This window comes from Thermoplasmata archaeon, assembly GCA_038851035.1.
Classification (GTDB): domain Archaea; phylum Thermoplasmatota; class DTKX01; order VGTL01; family VGTL01; genus JAWCLH01.
On record JAWCLH010000003.1, the window covers coordinates 23,684 to 41,900 of the forward strand.

An 18,217-nucleotide genomic window follows, 5' to 3' on the forward strand; every position below is an offset into this window, starting at 1 on the left:
TCTAAACGCGGCGTCTCTTCCGGAGGGGGAGGGAGCACACGAGTAGCGTCAGTAGAGCTGCCGCCGTCGCCGGGGCCGTCGCGCCGGGCAGGAGACCCCCCTTAGGCTCCGCCTCTACCTTCAGCGTCAGCCTCTTCTCCACATAGTTCCGGCCGTCTGTGACGTTGAGGTCAATGTAGTGGACGCCTGCACTGAACTTTTTGGTGAAGTTGGCGCTCGTCGAGAGCACTTTCGTCCCCTCCCTCCATTGGATGGTGGGGGTGTCTCCGTCCCTGTCGAACACCTCCGCGCTGAATCTAACGGCAGAGCCTTCACGGCACTTGTGGAACTCCCCCGGGCTCAGTATGTTGACTGTTGGAATTGAGTCCACAAAGAACCTAACGCTTGCGACAGTCTCCTCGAACCCATCCCACACATGGACCTCGACCGTGTGCCAGCCCGGCGGAAACTTGTACCTCAGGCTCTTCGAGATGCCGAGAGTGGCGTTGCCCTCTTTCCAGGTATAGACGAGCGCGGGCGCTGCGGGGTCGTTTGGGTCGATGTCTGGGTCAATGGCCTCCGCCCTGAGCAGCACCAGCGGCCCGCCCTCGGGGTAGATGCTGCCCTCCGCTGGCGAGATTATTGTAATCCGTGGCCTCTGGTTGGTATTGAAAACGGGCACGCTCCAGCTGTGGCTTGTGGTGAACTCTCCGTCGCTTATTGTAACGGTAATGTTGTAGGGCTGCTTCCTTGATGTTCTCAGGTCCGTGATGAAGGTAAATTCGGGGGAGGTGGAGTTCTGCTTCACACCATCGACGAACCAGGCATAGGTAAGCTCCTCGAGTGGGGTATCGACGTCTCCGGCCACCACCACCAGCCGCAGTTCCTCCGTCTCGTTGACGGTCACCTCGGATGAGTTTGGGCTGAAGGAGGCGACGAATGGAGGGTCGTTGACGGGGAGCACCGTGACGGCCACCTGAAGGGTTGCAGAGAGGTTTCCTGTGTCCGTGGCGACGATAAATACTGAATCAACACCGGTCCAGTCGCGATGCGGCCTGACTTCAGCCCTTCCGTCAGGAAGGACGCTGCAGCTGATGTTCTCGCTCCCGACGCCAGTGTAGCTCAGGACATCCGTTGCATAGGTGGTGTCCCTGTCGATGAAATAGTCCTTAGCGATGAGAGCGGTGTTCACCCCGTCCTCCATCATCTCTATGTCAACCCTGTCAACCTTTGTGGCGGGGGGGTGGTTGGTGTGGAGGACGGTAATCGTCATCTGCTGGAGCGCTAACTGGTTCTTCTGGTCGAAGGCCCGGAAGGTCACCTGCCGCGTCCCGAAGAAGTTGTAAACGGGCCCTACGGTCACTATGAGGGTGTCGTAGTCTAGAGACATCGGAAGGCTGACGTTGCCCGACCATGTGTACCTGAGCCTGTCCCCGTATGGAATGTCGGGGTCCCAGAACGCGCCGCTGAGGTTGATTTCAGCGGTGTGGTCCTCCCACATCGTCAGGTTCTCAAGGCGCTTCGCAACAACCGGTCTGTCGTCGGTGGGATAGACGTAGACATTAACAAATATGCTCGTGGAGGCGTTGAACTCGTCCCGCGCGGTCAGGTTGATGTTCTCGTTGCCCGACCAGTCACTCTCTGGCTTGAGGGTCACCGTGCCATCGAGAGACAGGGCCACATTGATGTGCTCGCTGCCGCTCACCTCGAAACCGATTCTGTCGCCATCAGGCTCTTCGAAAACATTGTGGAGGTTGAAGGGAGAGAAAGTGGAATCCTCGGCCATTGAGATATAGCCCGGGTGGGAAGCGAGGATCGGCGCATGGTTGGTCGATGGGGGAGAGGTGACCTGAAGAGTATAGCTGGCATTGGCGTTCTCGCCAGATATCCTGCCCTGAGCGTCTAGGCCGTGCTCGGCTATCGGTACTATATAATAACGGTTGTTGACCGTGACGGTGTGGACCAGGCGGACGCTGTTCGTCCACCCGATGCCCGGGAGGAAGTTAGAGGCGTTGGCCACGGGGGTGTAGAGGCCGCTGACTTTGTGTAGGAGCCAGAGCATATATTTCCCTGGGACATAGCTGTTGAGGGTCATCGTGACCTCGAGTCTGTCGTCCTCGACGAGATAGAGCTTGTAGAAGTCGTAGTGGTCAAGTGCTTGGTCTATCCAGGAGGATATGGGGGTGTTGTTGATTTTGGTGGCGTGCTCGCCATCCTGGTCGTTGTCGTTCGGTGTGGATTGGAGAACCCCCATCGTCACATTGTATCTTCCGCTCCCGCTCCTCGCCCAGACCTTCAGGAAATAGCTCCCGGAGTAGGTAGCGGCTGCCTGAATCATTCCGCCAGAGGGGTGGTCCAGGGAGATGTTGAAGGTGTAGCTCCAGAGCTCCAGCCAAAGCCCGTAAAGGATAACATCGAGCGTCAGATTGTCGTCCTTATAAATCGTGAACTGAGCTAGGTCATTGTTCAGCCCGCTGTTGGTTCCGCCGCTCATCGTGAAAACATACCAGTCGGCTGAGTTGTTGCTCACCCGGCTCAGCGAGGCCTCAAAATATCCCAGAGAGTTGATCTGTGTGGGGTTCTCAACACTGCAGCTCAGGACATAGTTCCCCGTGAGACCTTCGGCGAGCGCGACTGTGAAATAGTAGGGTGCGTTGGATATGGCAACCAGAATTGAAACCGATTCCCACTCCCGACCAAGATTAGACTCCTCCACAAATGCACCCTTGGGGTCGTGGGCGATGAGGCGGACTTTGATGCCCGGGTAGCCCGGAAGGAAAACGGAGACGTTGAGCACCTGCCCCGCACTCCCGGAGAGCTTATAAATGTCCTGGGGGTCATTTGAGCTGTCTAGGTCGCCATCGTACGACTGCCCGCTCTGGGCCGGAGTGGCGTTGGCGAAGTCGTTGTCGTTGTCGGGCGTCCTCAGCGGCCCTTTTTCCGGGCCCACCGAAGCCTGATACGGGGCGCTGCTCAGTAGCAACAAGGATAGTAGGATTAAGGCTCCAAGCGCGCGCATCCGCATCCCCCGAGTTCATCCTCCCCGTCGTATTTGAAATTTATGGGATGGAAGAAAACATTTTAATCTATCTAGTGAACGGCCCTTCACGTCCCTTCTTACAAGACAATCAGGAGGGCTCAGTCCTCCTCCCGCTTCAAAACCCTCCACGCCCAGAAGCCAACCACCACTCCTATCATGACAGCAAGCGCGACGCCCACCGTCAGGTACATCATGTTCACCCCCTCGGGAGCGGGCTCGACAATCTCAATCTCCATGGTGAGCTCGGCTGTCATTAACCCATCCGACACGAGCAGGCGTATTGTGTGCCTCCCAACCTTCAGGTCCGACTTGATGAAGAACGAAGCGTTGGAGAGGAACTCCGCACCATCGTACCATGCATAGGTAAGACTGTCCCCCTCGTCATCCACCGCCTCAACCGAGAACTCCACCCTCTTATCCTTCACAAACTTTTGGCCGTCCATGGGCTTGAAGGAGATTATCCGGGGAACAGTGTTGGCCCGAATGGTTATGGAGACCGGAGGCGATTTCACGACCGCAATGTCATCCGTCACCTGGAGATAGATCGTATGCGCGCCCAAGCTTAGCCCTGTGGTGGTGAAGTTCTGGCCGGTTCCCAGCTCCTTCATTCCCTCCATCCATATGAAGGTCAGCTGGTCTCCGTCAGGGTCGGTGGCGGCGCCTTGGAAGACAACTGGCTCGCCCTGCTTGATTACCTGCCCAGGCTTGGGATTGATTATTCTCACATCGGTCGGCTCGCGGTTAATATTCTTGACCGTGACATTCCAGCTCAGTCTGGTGACCAACTCGCCGTCATCCACCGCCACAGTGACCACATGGCTTCCCGCAGAGCTGAAATTTGTTTTGTAAATGAATATATTATTACCCATTTGCATTAGCTGCTCGTCAAGGTACCAGCTGTAACCTATTACTAAACCCTTCTCGGGGTCGTGGGCGGTGACGCAGTACTCCTGGCTCTCTCCCTCCGAGATGGTCACATTACCCGGCGGGCTGAAGTTGGTGATTCTGGGTGGGTCGTTGACGGGGAGGACCGTGATGGAGACTATCACAGACGCGGAGCCCCCGGCCGGGTCGGAGGCGGTGACGGTTATGTCCTCGGTGAAGCCGGAGAGGTCTGGGAGAGGCGCGAAAGTTACGTTTAAATCGCCGGCCTTCGCGTCCGCGCGGACGCGGTTGTTGCCTGAGAAGCTCAGGCTCAGCTTATCTCCGTCCGGGTCGATAAAGACCATGGACATGTCGAGCTCGGCAGTATCATCTTCGTTGACTGTCACAGGCGGGGGTTGGGTTCTGATTTGCGGGGGCTGGTTCACATGAATCACGGTAACATTACATAAGGCCCTCGCAGAATAGCCCGTCTTGTCGGTGGCGACGAACGTCATTGTAATCCTGCCATAAAAGCTGGCCGGTGAGGTCAGAGTGACCCTCCCCGAGGTCTTGATGTCCACCCAGATTGAGCCATTGTTCTCGACGGTATAGGTCAGGACATCGCCCCACCTCGTGTCGTTGTCGAGAAAGACCTTCCCCAGGTCAATGCTGGTGTCCGTGCCGCCCTGGGGCATCGTAATGTCCTTTATTGGCTCTTTCACAATTGGTGGGTCCTCGACGGATAGCACGGTCACGTCAATGAGCTGGCTTGTCTTCAGACCGCCACTGTCTATGGCGTTCACGTAGGCGTTCTCCCTCCCGTACCAGTTCGGGGCTCCCCGCACGCTCAGAACGCCTGTGGTCCAGTCGTAGCTGCCCAATATGTTCCCTCCCGTGCTTGTCACTGTAAAATTCAGGGGCTCGCCATCGATTTCTTCGAAGTGGTTCAGGGGGTAAAGGAGGTAGCTCTCGTCCTCTTTTAAAACTATGCTGTCGAACGGGGCTTTTATGACCGGGGGATGATTGGGGCCTGTGAAGTTTATCCAGTAGCTCAGGCTCCCCTCATTGTCGGTGTAGCCTCCGCCGGGCCCGCTTTGGAAGTTGCGCGTGCAGGCGACGAAGATATAGAACACCTCGTCTATAAGGGCGCTTGGAGTTGTGAAGTTCACGTAGCTGGTGGTATAGGGGTAACCCCAATAGTAGTCCTCGTTGATTCTTGAACCGAGGAAAGTCAGGTTCGACGAGTAGACCGATACATTGAACAGGTCGCTCCCGTATCTTGTCACATTGATGTTCAGGTTGTCGTTGGCCCGCATCGGATAGGCGTACCAGTCGTAGTGGTCCCAGGCTTTGTTCACACTGCCCTGAATGTGGGCGTTCCGGGCCACCAGGGTGGCGCTTGAGGGGTCGTTGTTTCCGTCCGAGGAGACATCGAATAGGCTGAGCTCGAGGGTGTAGTCGGTTGTTCCCTGGACTGGTGATACGCCTACATAATACCACCCCGTGTATGAGGCCGCTGCTGCCACCCTTCTCCGGTTCTGGGTGTTCCAGCTCTCGTTGTAGGTCTGATTAGAAAAGCATACCAGCAGGTCAGTAATATAGAGGCCCAGCCTGGCGCCGGTATTGCTCTGCGTCAGGTTGACCCACGCGGCCTGGCTCCGGCCGCTGACGTTTCCCTCCATCCAGAAGCGATAGAAGAAGTTCCTGTCCTGTGAGCCCGCGACCGCTGTGCCTGTGACGGGGGTTCCAGGAGTGATAATGGGCGGGGTCGCGAGCGTGACGTTCAGGGTGTAGTCCGTGGTGCCGGAGTGGGCCTTTATTTGGAAGTAATATGTCCCGTTCATGGTTGCTAGAATGGTGTTGGCCCGTGTGCCTGAGGATATGAGGCTCAGCCTCAGCCTGAGGGGGTTATAAATGCTGAGGTTAAGGGAGGCGGATGGGTTGCTCCAGCTCAGCACGGCCTTGAGCGTCTGCCCTGATGCGACGTTATCGATTTTAAAATAGTCGTAAACATCATCGGCCGAGTTCACGTTTCCGCTCACCGGGACACCATCGGTGACCGGGGTGGCGAAGTCGAAGTCGTTGTCGCTATCCGGGGTTCTCGGCCCCTCCGCCTCCAAGAGCGGGAAAAGGACCGTTCCGGCCATGAGCATGGAGATTACCACCCATGACTTTGTGCCCATCACAATCCCTCTCGTTACGAAGAGAAATAACGCTCAAACTGTATTTAATAATATTGGAGTGGAAACGGTCTGATACGGGCGGCTGACCCCTCCTGAGCTCCGGTCGCCCCATAGAACCCGCGCGGGGCAGGAATTGGCCCTGGAGGGCTGGGTACAGTTGACTTAGGGTCCCGCAACCCTGTGCGGAATAAATTCTCAGGTTCTCTGGGATTTTAAAAGATTCGACTTTAAAGAGAAACATAATAGATATGAGAGAGGATTGCTATATCTTGGGTCAGAGGAAGAGCGCAGATGGCAGGAACACCGATCGCCGAGGAATTGGCGAAGAAGCAGAGGGAGATATCGGTAGCTGAGTTCTTCGAACGGAATAAACAACTGCTCGGCTTCGACAGCCCGACGCGAGCGATGCTTACATCGGTCAAGGAGGCCGTGGACAACTCTCTGGACGCCTGCGAGGAGGCCGGTATTCTTCCGGAAATTCTAGTCGAGATACACGAGACCGGGAAGGGGGAGTACACGGTGGCCGTGCAGGATAACGGCCCCGGAATCGTGAAGGCCCAGATTCCCTCAGTCTTCGGAAAGCTTCTCTACGGCTCGAGGTTCCACGCCATCCGGCAGTCCAGGGGCCAGCAGGGCATCGGTATCTCCGCGGTCGTTATGTATGCCCAGCTGACCACGGGGAAGCCGACTAAGGTGATTTCTAAAATCGGGCCTGACCACCCAGCACAGTACATGGAGCTGATTCTCGACACTAAGAAAAACGCCCCCGAAGTGCTCAAACAAGAGGTGATTCTCTGGAAGGACACAAGCGGGGGGGTGGAGGCGGGTCCGCCCCGTGAGATCGAGCACGGCACTAGGGTCGAGTTCACAATCAAGGCCAGATATATCAGAGGGAAGCAGTCGGTCTACGACTATTTGAGGAGCTCCGCCATCGTCAACCCCCACGCCAGAATCATCCTGATAGAGCCCGATGGAACTAGAACCATTTTTGACAGGGCCACCGAGAAAATGCCCCCGCCAAGCGTCGAGATAAAGCCGCATCCAGAGGGCATAGAGCTCGGTACCCTTCTCAAGATGGCAAAGGAGACCGAGGCCCACAAGATGACTTCCTTCCTCGTCAACGACTTCTCAAGGGTGAGTCTGGACAAGGCCCGGCAGATATGTGAGAAAGCCGGGGTCGCCGAAAACCTCAAGCCTAGGGAGCTCGACCTCGGAAGCGCAAAAAGGGTGCTGGAGGCCTTCAGAGCTGTCAAATTGATGGCTCCGCCGACCGACTGCCTCTCCCCGATAGGTGAGACCCTTATAAAAAAAGGGATGAAGAAGGACGTAAACGCAGACTTCGTTGTAACCCACACCCGCCCGCCCTCGGTCTACTCCGGAAACCCCTTCCAAGTGGAGGCTGGGCTGATGTATGGCGGCTCGCTAAATAAGGATGAGCCGGCCACGATTCTTAGGTTCGCCAACCGCGTCCCCCTCCTTTTCCAGCAAGGCGGCTGCGCCATCACCCACGCCATTGAGAACATAGACTGGAGGAGATATGGGCTAGAGCAGAAGGGCGGTAAGGGAATTCCTATCGGACCAGTGCTAATTCTGGTCCATGTCGCCTGCACCAAGATTCCGTTCACATCGGAGTCCAAAGAGGCGATTGCGGACGTCCCCGAGATATTGACAGAGGTGGAGCTGGCCGTGCGGGAGTGCGCCCGAAAGATGCAGGTTTTCACTAAAAAAAGGGCGAGGCTCGCTAAGCTCAAGGAGAAGGAAGAAATCATAAGAAAGCTCCTACCGATAATCGCGGAGAAGTCCGCCCATCTGCTGGGGAAGCCGGTCCCTCCGATAGAGCCGGTTGTGGCAAAAATCATGAACAGCGTGCTGGTGAGGGAGGACATTCAGTACGAGGCGCCAAAGAAGCTTCACCACGTGAGGATTGAGGTCGTTAACTTCACGCCATCAAGGAAGAGGTTCAGGCTCCTTAGCGTGGTTCCCTCGGATGCCCTGGTTCAGAACTTCAGCCCGAAGCCGGAGTCTGTGAACAATCATGTCATCACCTGGGAGCTGAGAGGCCTTGGCACGATGGAGAAGCTGGAGCTTCGCTTTGACTTAATGGGTCTCGACAAAGAGGACTTCGAGGAGTGCGAACTCTATGTCAAGGACATCGACCCTGAGCTCGTCAATGGCGCCGAGCCCTGGGACCCGGAGGCTTACGAGAGAAAGCTGAAGGAGCTCACGGAGGAGGAGGCGGAGGAGGGAGAGGAAGGGATTAGGAACGAGGATGAGCCCCAGGAGGATAACGGGGCTGAGCAGGAGAGCGACGAGATGGGTGACGAGGATTAAAAGCTGGGGTGAGCGTCCATGAGGCCTAGGACGAAGAGGGCGCATAGCATTGACGGGTTTATGGCAAAGGGGACCGACGTCGTAGCGTCGCTGGAGGAGCTCGCGAGGGAGGTCTATGAGAGACTCGCAGCGGCCCAGATTCCAGCGATATCCTTGCCGACCAGAACCAAGGGAAATATAAGGTTCTCAGAGAAGGAGCAGGTCTGGAAGTACGGGAGCCTTTTGACCACGAGAAGTGCTAAAACACTAGACGGGGCCTATATGCTGGCGAGAACAATGTACTCCGTCGACTTCATCAAGAGGATGCTCAGTGAGGGCAAGTCCTCGACGCTTAGGGAGATGTACTACATAAGCGAAGGCTGGGGGCTGGCGAAGTTCCACGACCAGGACGAGAGCGACAGGCTTGTTGAGGACCTCGAAATAAAAACGGGACAGATGAGGGAGGCGATGAGGCTGAGGCCCGAGGAGAACGGGGCCTCCATTATAGGGAACATAACAATAGAGGAGGTCAACCGCAAGGGCGAGAGAAAGAAAATCAATTGCCGGGACGACGTCGGGGATGGAGGGTATGGAATTCCATACAATGTCGAGAAGGAGAAGCTTAAGTTTCTCGATTGGGACGCAAAGTTCGTGATAGCGATAGAGTGCGGCGGCATGTTCGACAGACTCGCGGAAAACGGTTTCGACGAGAAGGAGAGCGCCATCCTCGTCCACCTCAAAGGGCAGCCGGCGCGCTGCACACGGAGGCTGATCAAGAGGCTGAACGAGGAGTGCGGTCTGCCTGTTGTGGTCTTCACAGACGGCGACCCCTGGTCCTTCCGCATATTCGCCTCGGTCGCCTACGGCGCCATCAAAACAGCACACATCTCCGAGTTTCTGGCGACCCCAGAGGCCCAATTCGTCGGCGTAACCCCATCGGACATCGTGAACTACGAACTCCCATCAGATAAGCTCAACGACCAGGACATCAGGGCCCTCAAGGCCGAGCTGACCGACCCACGGTTCAAGGGGCAGGTACTTGCGCGCAAGGCGGACGGCCGGGAGGTCATGTGGGAGGACGAGATAAAGCTCCAGCTCGAGCTCAACAAGAAGTCCGAGCAGCAGGCACTCGCCAAGTACGGCCTGAATTTCGTCACCGACAACTACCTCCCCGAAAAGCTCAGCGAGATTGGAATCATCTAGGCGGTGCGGGGTCGAGAGAAACTTGACTGCACTGCACAGCGCCCCCCACTGTTTCGGCCCCTCTACTCCCGCTTCTCTGTCTCTTTCTCGAGCTCGACTTTGTACTCCATAACCACCTTTGGTTTAACGGAGTTAACCACCGCGCTGTGCTTTTGCGCGAGCTCAAGGCAGCGCTCCGCTTTAGCGATGTCCTCATCGGAGGCTACCACGACGCGAGGGTGAATCACCACCCTTTTAAAGGCAATCCGGGGCAGCGTTCTGTCCATGATTCCATTGCAATTGCATTCGAAGGCCCTGAGCCCGACCTGCTCCTTCTCGGCGAAACGGAGAAAGGCGAGCGTGAAGCTCATGTTGACTGAGGCCACAAACGAGTCCTCGGGTGTGAGCGCACCGGTCTCGCCCTGAAACTCGGGAGACGCAGAGAAAACTCCTTTGAAGCCATTGCCACACGCGACCTTCCCCTTTCGTCCCTCGGTCCATGTCACCTTGGAGCTGTAGACATACAAACCGGCCCCGCCCCCGAAACCCTATCATCTGGACGGTTTTTAAAGAATTCGTTGCCGGTCGTCGTTCCCGGTCCCACGCCCCTCCGGCAGGTTTGGAACCCCCTGAGGCCTCCTGAGACCACCCCCGGGGTGGCCTAATCCCTGCGCCTCTGGATTTTCCAGAAAAGCAGGATGGCCCACACCCCAATCACTAAAAGAACTGCCGCCGCAGCCCAAACAAATACACCATATGCAGGGGGCGGGGGAATATACTCCCCAGACCTCACAACCACAACCCATAGCTCACCGGTGGTCAAGAGCCCCGATGAATCCCGGGCCTCCACTACGACCTTCATCCTTCCCCGGAAGGGGGTGTTGTGCGCCTCTATCATCAGATAATTTGAAAAAACGACCGAGACACTCACCCCGGTGGCCGGTGAGGGCGTAAGGAGCTCGTAGGTCAGGTTGGAAGCCGGTGTGTGGTCGTCCTTAAACAGAGGGGTCAGGTTTAAAAAGGTGGGGCTGGGGGAAGCGGCGTCGACCTTCAGCTCTGGGTGTCTCCTGAATTCTGGTGCATTGTTTGTCTGATAGTGGATCGAAAGATTGAAAAGGAGTAATCCTCCCCCCTTCGCACCCAATCGAACCGGCGCACAGAAATCGCCCCGGAGGGGTTGCGTGGCCAAGAGAGACCGGAGGGCCTCCGTCAGCTCCACCCTCACTGCAAACTCATATGTGATGGACAGCTCACGGAGCCTGACGATACCGGGAGAGGAGTGGAGCACTAGTTCCACCTCGACAGCCTCGTCGCCCCCACCGACACTGTCAAGCCGGGTTTGGAAAGCATTCTCGAGCCCCGTAAGAATCACACGCCCCAGCGGACCCGCAGAGCTCCACTCGGGCTCTCCATCCCCCCCAACGTCGACCGTCACGCCCTCCGGGTAGTCTCCCGTCCATCGATAAGCGATGCCTACCCCTTTCGCTGCGCCAAAAAGGGTTCGGGTGGTTTCTTCCCAAATGAGGTTCCGGCCGCCTGTTATGTAAGAGCTACCGAAGTAGGCGGGCTCGCTGAAGGGCTCCGGTCTGAATGCCGCATCAAGGGCGATTATTTGGCTGCTGTAACCAAGCGCCAGAAAAGTCCTTCCTGCAGAACAATCGCGCACAACGGCAACGACGTCCAGATTGGAGAGGGGGAAGCCCTCTCCCGCATGAACATAGGTTGCGCTGCCCATGCCGGGTGAGAATACGGTCAGGCCTCCGATGCACTCTCCGGAGCCCGGAGAGTAAGCGCCATGGCCGATGATGAGCCTGCCCCGCTCGTCGAGGCACATTGAGGTTACTTCCGTATTCAATAGGGCCGGGACGGAGGCAGGTGAGTAGAGGTGGGTACGCCCGGAGGACAGGTTGATTGCATAGAGACCCCCTCCCTCCCTGCGGCAGCCTGCGAAAAGGGTTCCCGAGGAGGGGTTGAGGAGGAGGGAACTCAGAAAAGGGGTGGGGGTCTCGATGCCTGTGAACTCGCCTTTCACCAGCTCTAACTCGAAGAGGCCGGAGGCTGTGTGCTCGCCGGCCACACCGATGAATACTCTCTCTTTAAAGGGGTCCAGCGCCACTGCCGTGGGCCGGCAGTCCCAATACTCGGGCAGGAGTTCCATGAAGTAACTCCTACTGCTCAGGGGAGCTCCGGCTGCACCAAGTTCGAGCAACGTTACCCTGAGTTTAAAGAACCTCCAGTGGCCGTAATCCTTATCGAATTTCCAGCCGTCCATAGAGCCCACAGCAAGGCGGCCGGAGACAAGCTGCATGACCTTTACTGAGCCGCAATCTAGGAGCCATTTCGGCTCCCCAGTGGTCCTATTGATGGCAACCAAACCCTGAGGGGTCCCGAGGATAAGGCTGTCGTTCAAGGGAACCAAGCACTCCAATCGCCTTGCGGCTCCTGCCCAACTTTCATTAAGAAAAACGCGGCTGGCTTTCCCAGCCCTCAGCTCAAAGAGCCACAGGCCGGTGCTTTCGCCATAGATGAGCATCTTGCCGCCCCCTCCATCCATGGCCCAAGAGGTGGGCTTATCCCCTTCGGGGAGCGCTATAAGGTGGCGTATCCAGCTCTCCTCGGCGAGGTCGCACTCAGTCACTGCAATACCTGAGCTGGAGGGGCTAAGCCCGGCAACTCTTCCTCCTTCCAAGACGAGGCCTAGGGAGGCCCCGGTGTCGCGGAATGGGCTGAATTCCGACTGGGCCCAGCTCAGGGAATCAATCTCGAGGACTGGCGCGGCCGGCTGGGTTCGGCCGGAATATGACGAGCTCATGGCAACCAAAAGCCTATTAGTCTCGGGAAGGAGAACCATCGAGAGCGGCTGGTCTGAGTTAGAAGACTGGTAGCTATGGGAGCGAACATCTCCTCTGTCCAGCTGGACGAGCGAGACGGCCCACCATCCCCTTTGGAGAGTGGAGGCCACGAAAGCGGTCCGTGTGGAGGGGTCATAGTCAAGTGCCGCAGGAAAGCCCGGCATGCTCTGGGAAAGGCCCGTGGGCTCCACAATTTCTCCGGTGAGCGTGTTCGCCGCCGCAACCCATCCCGGGCCGGCTCCAACCAACCAGCCGCCCCTCAGGGAAATTATGGTGAGCTCGAGCGCCCTCTGGCCGGTGAAGACTTCCCGTGAGGCACCGGTGGTAAGATTGTATAGCAGAACACCCCCTTTCGGTCGGAAGAAGGCGACCATGTCGCTGAGTGAATCATAATGTGCCTCGATGGGGCCGGAGTCGTTAAATCTAACCTTCCCAACAGGCGACACGGAGCCTGTAGACGGCTCAACGAGCGAAATCGCCATCTCTGGCGTATCGCCGGTCAGAACGATGAAACCACCCCGGCGCGGGCTCCACCCAAGAAGCCTTGGCGTAGGGACCTCGAAATCGTATTCCCACGACCTTACCCACCGCTCCTCCCCCAGAAGCTCCATGGACGCAGAGGTTATGCGCGCACCTCTCGGAAGGAGGATGGAAACGCGGCCGGTCGTGCCGGTCTCGGACGGAAAAGCACAAACAGCCTCGGCCTTTCCATCGATAAACTCCACCTGCCTCCCCATCTCACCGCCAATTCCTTCCTCACTGTAGGCCCACTCCACGTTCCCGTCCGCCCCAAGGTCGAGGGTGGGGCGCGAGGGATACTCCCCACCCCTCCCAGGGAGGCCGCGAATCCAGAGGGAGGCTGAGAGGATATGGACACTTCTGGGTAGAGTGATGCAGGCGAGGGCCTCCTCTTGGTACTGAGGAAAATAGATCGTGGCCTCAGCGGACCCGGTTGAGAATGTGGTAACGACCCCGCTACCCGGTCCGCCACTGCCACCTGCAGGAATCGCTTCGAGAAGAGTCAGGGCCACGACGGAGGCGATGGTAATGTAGAGTGGGCCCCCAGCCGCTTTCTTTCCTTTTCCGAATAATAATACTCGCCTCATCCTCCTTTCGCCGGAAATAAAATATAAACACGACCATAATATATTTATGCTGGGCCTCTTCTTTAATGTCGTCGCATCAGCGGCCGGATGATTGAATGCGCCTGAAGGCCGGGGCCTTTGCTCTTCTCCTCATCATCTCCACATCGAGTGCCCCACTTGCAGCAGTGGAACTCGTAGAGCTATCCCAGGGCTCCGGGGCCCGAGCCGGTGATAACTTCGGGGCCGCCTTGGCTGCCGCAGACGTCAACGGTGATGGCGCCGAGGACATATGCGTCGGGGCGCCGGGGAGCGACCTCAGCGGAAACGACGCGGGCGCCGTTTATATTTTCTATGGGCCTGTGTCGGCCTCGCCCAGCGCTCTCTCAGCGGGCTTGGCGGATGTTGTGTTGACCGGGACCATTTCCGGCGCTCTCTTCGGGAGCTCTATCTCGGGAGGCGGGGACATAAACGGCGACTCGGTGGACGACATAGTGATCGGCGCTCCGGGACACATGGGAGAGAGGGGAGCGGCGTTCGTTTTCTTTGGCGGGTCTCTCAGCAATTGTTCCGCTGAGTTCGCCAATGTGACCATTCTTGGCTCGCAGCCTGGCGAGGGAGTGGGCAAGTCGGTCTCGATTCCCGGAGATTTGAACGGTGACGGCCTTGATGATTTTGCCCTTGGAGTGCCAGGTGCATCTTGGTCGGGCGAGGCGAGGGTCTACTTTGGAGGGAGGCTTTCGGGGAGGACTCTCTACCCAGACCTCTGGGAACTTCCCCAGGACTGGCCCCAGCCGCTCGACTTCACCTCCGGGCTTAACTCCACCGGCAATACCTTCACGCTCTCCGGTGACGACGACGGCTGGGACTGGGAGCGGAACATCTACGGGGGAGCCGACCCGAATGTTCTATTCCTCTTACCAGACGGCGCAAACGAGGCCGCGCTGCATTTGCGCCTCGGAGGGGTGTCTTCAGGCGGTGGAGCTGGGAACAACAATGTTCCCGTGAGTGGGGGCTTTGGCATCGAGTTTTTCATCACTGCGGAGATGTGCTCGCAGATTCGGAACGGCTCCACCGCCCTACTCGCCTTCGATTGGGAGATATTAGACGAGGCGGGGTTGGAGGCCTGGGACGGAGAGGTTGCTTGGCTGAAAGCCTGCATCTCCAACGCAACTGGAAGATATCATCTTGGCTCGAGCCTCGACGCAGACAGCCAGCCTCAGGATGACGACAGGCCCGACTCTGTATCCGACAGTACTCCAGAGATTTACTTCTACGACTGGGGGGACGGGATGGACCGGAGGGTTTCGGGCCACTTCTTTTCTGAAGTGACAAAATATTTCTCGGCCCCCGGTTACTACTATCTAGACTTCGGCGCGAAGCTGGGCGACTGGTCACATCCCGCGGAGTACCTGCATGTCCTTTTCGACAACATCACGCTCTTCATCACGCCCCTCCACACACCGGACGCTGTTTTGTACAGCCCTTGCTCCCCCGGCTTCGGAAATCTGGTATCAGGAGGCGGCGACTTCAACGGCGATGGCCTGTGCGACCTCATTGTCGTAGGGGATGACGACAGGGTCTTCGTGTACTACGGAAACCCTATGCTTGGCGAGGTGTATGGACTGAAGTGGGCCAGCATCACACCAACGGCAAAAGCTGCCGGAGACACAACTGGAGAGCCAATAGAGAGCCTCCAGAGCGACGACAATCAGTACTACAGAGTTGGTCAGGGCAGGGTGATGTGGCTCAACGGGTTCAGAACCTCTGGCCTCGAAGGCGTCCTGAACGCCGCTTTCCTCTTCTGCTCGTTCCGCACGAGAACCGGCACATGGTATGAGTACTACAGTGGCGCCAATCCCATCCGACTCGCCCTTCCCACTCGACCACTTACAAACACCAGTCTCCAGCCCTGGTACACCCCAACCGAGTCCCTCCTGGGCCCGCTCGATCTCACCGGAGCGGGTGTGGTCGAAATCAGCGACTTGAGCTCGCTTCAGGTTGAGTTCACCAACAACGATGGAGGTAGCAGGGACGATTGGGTGGAGTTCGATGTGGTGTATGTGGTGCTCGCTTTCTCAGCGTCGCCCAGCGTAACGATATCAGGACCCGCACTCAGCAATATCGGAGCGAGCGCAGCCCCTCTCGGGGATCTTGACAGCGATGGTTACGGGGAGATTGCGTTGGGGGCTCCGAACGCTAGCGAGGGCTGCGGGGCGGTCTATGTATTCGGCGGGGGGCCTGGCCTGAAATCGTTCCTAAACCATACACGTGCCCGCGCAATAATATCAGGCACCGCCTCCAACAGCCGTTTCGGGGAGGCGCTCGCCTCGGGAATGGTCTCTCTCGATGGAGTGAGGGATCTCCTCATCGGGGCACCCGGCGCCCGGTGCGTGTACCTCTTCAACGGTACGCCGGAGCTGAACGACGCTAGGGCAGACCAAGCCGACGCAAGGCTCGAAGCGGGTGGACCGGAAGGCCTTTTTGGCTCCTCCCTTTTCGCGGCAGATATCGATAGTCATGGCTGTGCTGAAGTGCTCGTGGGGGCCCCCGGCGAGGGCGGGAAGGGGAAGGCTTATCTCTTCTCCAATCCCGACGAGAGAACTGTCGGTGAGGCTCTTGAAGTGACCTTCCTCCCTGCAAGGGACCCCATCATTCTGGAGGGCGAGACCCAGGAGTTCTCGTTCAGGGTTCTCAACCCCGTGAGTGAGCTGGGAATCCGCTCCCAGTGGTACCTCGACAGTGCTCTCATTGATGAAGTCCGTGGGAACCGATACAACTACACCTCCACACACACATCCGCCGGCATCCACGAGGTCATGGTAAGAATCTGGGACGGATTCCGCTCAACTTCCCACAATTGGCGCGTCAATGTGCTGGATGTGAACGCGCCCCCCATCGTTAACTGGTGGCCCGCTGGCGATTTCGATATGGCCGAGGGAGAGACGGTCACTCTCGTTGCCAACGCTTTCGACGTGGACAACGATTCGCTGGAGTTCAGGTGGCGGCTGGACGGCGAGGATATTCCACATGGCCTTCCTTTATATCACTACACTCCCGACTTCTCCTCCGCCGGAGAACATCAGGCCAGTTGCACAGTCAGTGACGGCCATGGCCATCTAAGCTCATACATCTGGAATATTTCAGTTCGCAACCTTAACCGGCCCCCCGTAATCGTGCTTGCTCTGCCCGCGGGGGAGAGCGTTTCGGTATATGAAGGCGAGGAACTCGCTTTTTCGATTCAGTGCTTGGATCCGGACGGAGATGCCCTGAGCTTGATGTGGTATTATTGCGGGGCTCTGGTAGCCGTGAACACTTATGATTTTACGTTGCGGCCGGATTATAGGTCTGCCGGGACGAAGGAGGTGAGGGCCGCAGTCTCTGATGGTGAGGCCACGACCACCCGCTGCTGGAGCGTGAGCGTGATTGATGTGAACGCACCGCCCGTGGTCGTGGACTCTCTTCCCCGTGGGGAGCCAAAAGTGAACGCAGGGGAGGCTGTGGACTTCTGGATATCCGCCATTGACCCGGATGGGAATTCGCTGACAGTCTCTTGGCTCGTCGATGGTGAGGCTGCTGGATGGGGCTCATTCTCCCACAGGGTCTTGACATCGAATGAGTCCCCCAGCACACAACTCATTTGCGCCATCGTGAGCGATGGGCAGAACATCGTCTTCAGGAACTGGACCCTGCGCGTGAACCACCCCCCACGGATATCGAGCTGGATACCGGTTGGGGACATGGTCGCTCTTAAGAGGGGGGAGGCGAGGCTGTTCTTTATAACGTCAGTGGATCCAGACGGGGATCTGCTTGAGGTGAGCTGGCAGCTTGACGGGGCACCCGTCACTGGCGCAAAGGGCAACTCCATAAGGCTCGCAGGCGATGGGCTTGAGCCAGCCTTTCATACACTCTCCGTATTTGTCTCTGATGGGGCTCTCGAGGATTTTCATGAGTGGGTGGTCGAGGTCGGGACCGGGCCCCTCCAGCCACCGATTCCCGTTATTGAGCTCAGGCCCCGAGTTCCGCGGGTGGGTCAGGAATTGGTCCTATTCGCGGGAGAAAGCCGGGACGATGGTGAGATAGTAAACTACACTTGGGAGCTTGGGGACGGAACGGTGGGTCATGGACCCGTGCTCGCCCATGTCTACACAGAGGCCGGCACATACACGGTGAGATTGACAATCACCGACAATGAAGGAAACAGGGCAGAGGCTACTGTGGTGGTCGCGGTTCTGCCGGCCATACAACACGGGAGAGGGGACAACGAGTGGAGACCGGTGGCTCTCCTTGTCCTGATGGTGCTGATTCCGCTCCTCGTCATTCTAACGGTAATTGTCCTGCTCCAGAGAAAAATATTGAAGGGGCTGGCGAGCGGGGACGAGCCTGACCAAAAGAAGGCTGATCTGGACGGGGGCGATGGCTGAGAATTCACACGAATAAGTAGTGGAGAGACTGGATGGTGGTAAACCTACAAGTGGAGCGAGCATTGGAGCCATTCTTGAAAAAGCGCTCTGCGGGGGGCCGGATTCGAACCGGCGGCTCCCTACGGAACAGGATCTTAAGTCCTGCGCCATTACCTGGCTCGGCCACCCCCGCACACCAGTATCATTTTCTTCAACAACCTCGATTGTGATAATAAAGATATTGTTTATACAGGCTCCCCTCCCCATCGAGCCTGGTCGTATGAATGGACGTTGCTCGGCCTGGGCCCATGCCTCCGCTCCA

The 18,217-nt window shown here is 57.6% G+C and carries 7 protein-coding genes and 1 tRNA gene; 3 read left to right on the top strand and 5 right to left on the bottom strand.

Annotation, left to right across the window (positions count from 1 at the left end; genetic code table 11):
• Window position 1: 1 nt before the first annotated feature.
• Window positions 2-3,004, bottom strand: coding sequence for an Ig-like domain-containing protein (locus tag QW379_01425; protein MEM2869071.1), 3,003 nt, complete (start codon window positions 3,002-3,004; stop codon window positions 2-4).
• 113 nt (window positions 3,005-3,117) lie between these two features.
• Window positions 3,118-6,066, bottom strand: coding sequence for a tandem-95 repeat protein (locus tag QW379_01430; GenBank protein MEM2869072.1), 2,949 nt, complete (start codon window positions 6,064-6,066; stop codon window positions 3,118-3,120).
• Window positions 6,067-6,357: 291 nt separating this feature from the next.
• Here QW379_01430 and QW379_01435 point away from each other — a divergent pair, with 291 nt between their 5' ends.
• Both QW379_01435 and QW379_01440 read left to right on the top strand, forming a co-directional pair.
• Complete coding sequence (locus QW379_01435) at window positions 6,358-8,397, top strand: DNA topoisomerase VI subunit B (protein MEM2869073.1); 2,040 nt, start codon at window positions 6,358-6,360, stop codon at window positions 8,395-8,397.
• A 60-nt stretch (window positions 8,398-8,457) separates the two neighbouring features.
• Window positions 8,458-9,579 carry a DNA topoisomerase IV subunit A gene (locus tag QW379_01440; GenBank protein ID MEM2869074.1) on the top strand — a complete coding sequence of 374 codons (1,122 nt, stop codon included), beginning with the start codon at window positions 8,458-8,460 and terminating at the stop codon, window positions 9,577-9,579.
• Between the two features lie 62 nt (window positions 9,580-9,641).
• On the opposite strand, the gene QW379_01445 is transcribed toward QW379_01440, so the two are convergent.
• The gene (locus QW379_01445) at window positions 9,642-10,085 is read right to left on the bottom strand and encodes an OsmC family protein (protein ID MEM2869075.1); all 444 of its coding nucleotides are present in this window, start codon (window positions 10,083-10,085) and stop codon (window positions 9,642-9,644) included.
• Window positions 10,086-10,219: 134 nt separating this feature from the next.
• Window positions 10,220-13,516, bottom strand: coding sequence for a hypothetical protein (locus QW379_01450; protein MEM2869076.1), 3,297 nt, complete (start codon window positions 13,514-13,516; stop codon window positions 10,220-10,222).
• 95 nt (window positions 13,517-13,611) lie between these two features.
• Between QW379_01450 and QW379_01455 the strand changes: the two genes are divergently transcribed.
• Window positions 13,612-17,916: a PKD domain-containing protein gene (locus QW379_01455; protein ID MEM2869077.1), complete on the top strand. Its 4,305-nt coding sequence runs from the start codon at window positions 13,612-13,614 to the stop codon at window positions 17,914-17,916.
• Between the two features lie 88 nt (window positions 17,917-18,004).
• Here the strand turns inward: QW379_01455 and QW379_01460 are convergent.
• Window positions 18,005-18,088, bottom strand: a tRNA-Leu gene (locus tag QW379_01460).
• Window positions 18,089-18,217 lie beyond the last annotated feature (129 nt).

Excerpts from the sequence above, each read along its gene's own strand:
- QW379_01425 (MEM2869071.1), bottom strand. The coding sequence starts at position 3,004 with ATGCGGATGCGCGCGCTTGGAGCCTTAATCCTACTATCCTTGTTGCTA.
- QW379_01430 (MEM2869072.1), bottom strand. The coding sequence starts at position 6,066 with ATGGGCACAAAGTCATGGGTGGTAATCTCCATGCTCATGGCCGGAACG.
- QW379_01435 (MEM2869073.1), top strand. The coding sequence starts at position 6,358 with ATGGCAGGAACACCGATCGCCGAGGAATTGGCGAAGAAGCAGAGGGAG.
- QW379_01440 (MEM2869074.1), top strand. The coding sequence starts at position 8,458 with ATGGCAAAGGGGACCGACGTCGTAGCGTCGCTGGAGGAGCTCGCGAGG.
- QW379_01450 (MEM2869076.1), bottom strand. The coding sequence starts at position 13,516 with ATGAGGCGAGTATTATTATTCGGAAAAGGAAAGAAAGCGGCTGGGGGC.
- QW379_01455 (MEM2869077.1), top strand. The coding sequence starts at position 13,612 with ATGCGCCTGAAGGCCGGGGCCTTTGCTCTTCTCCTCATCATCTCCACA.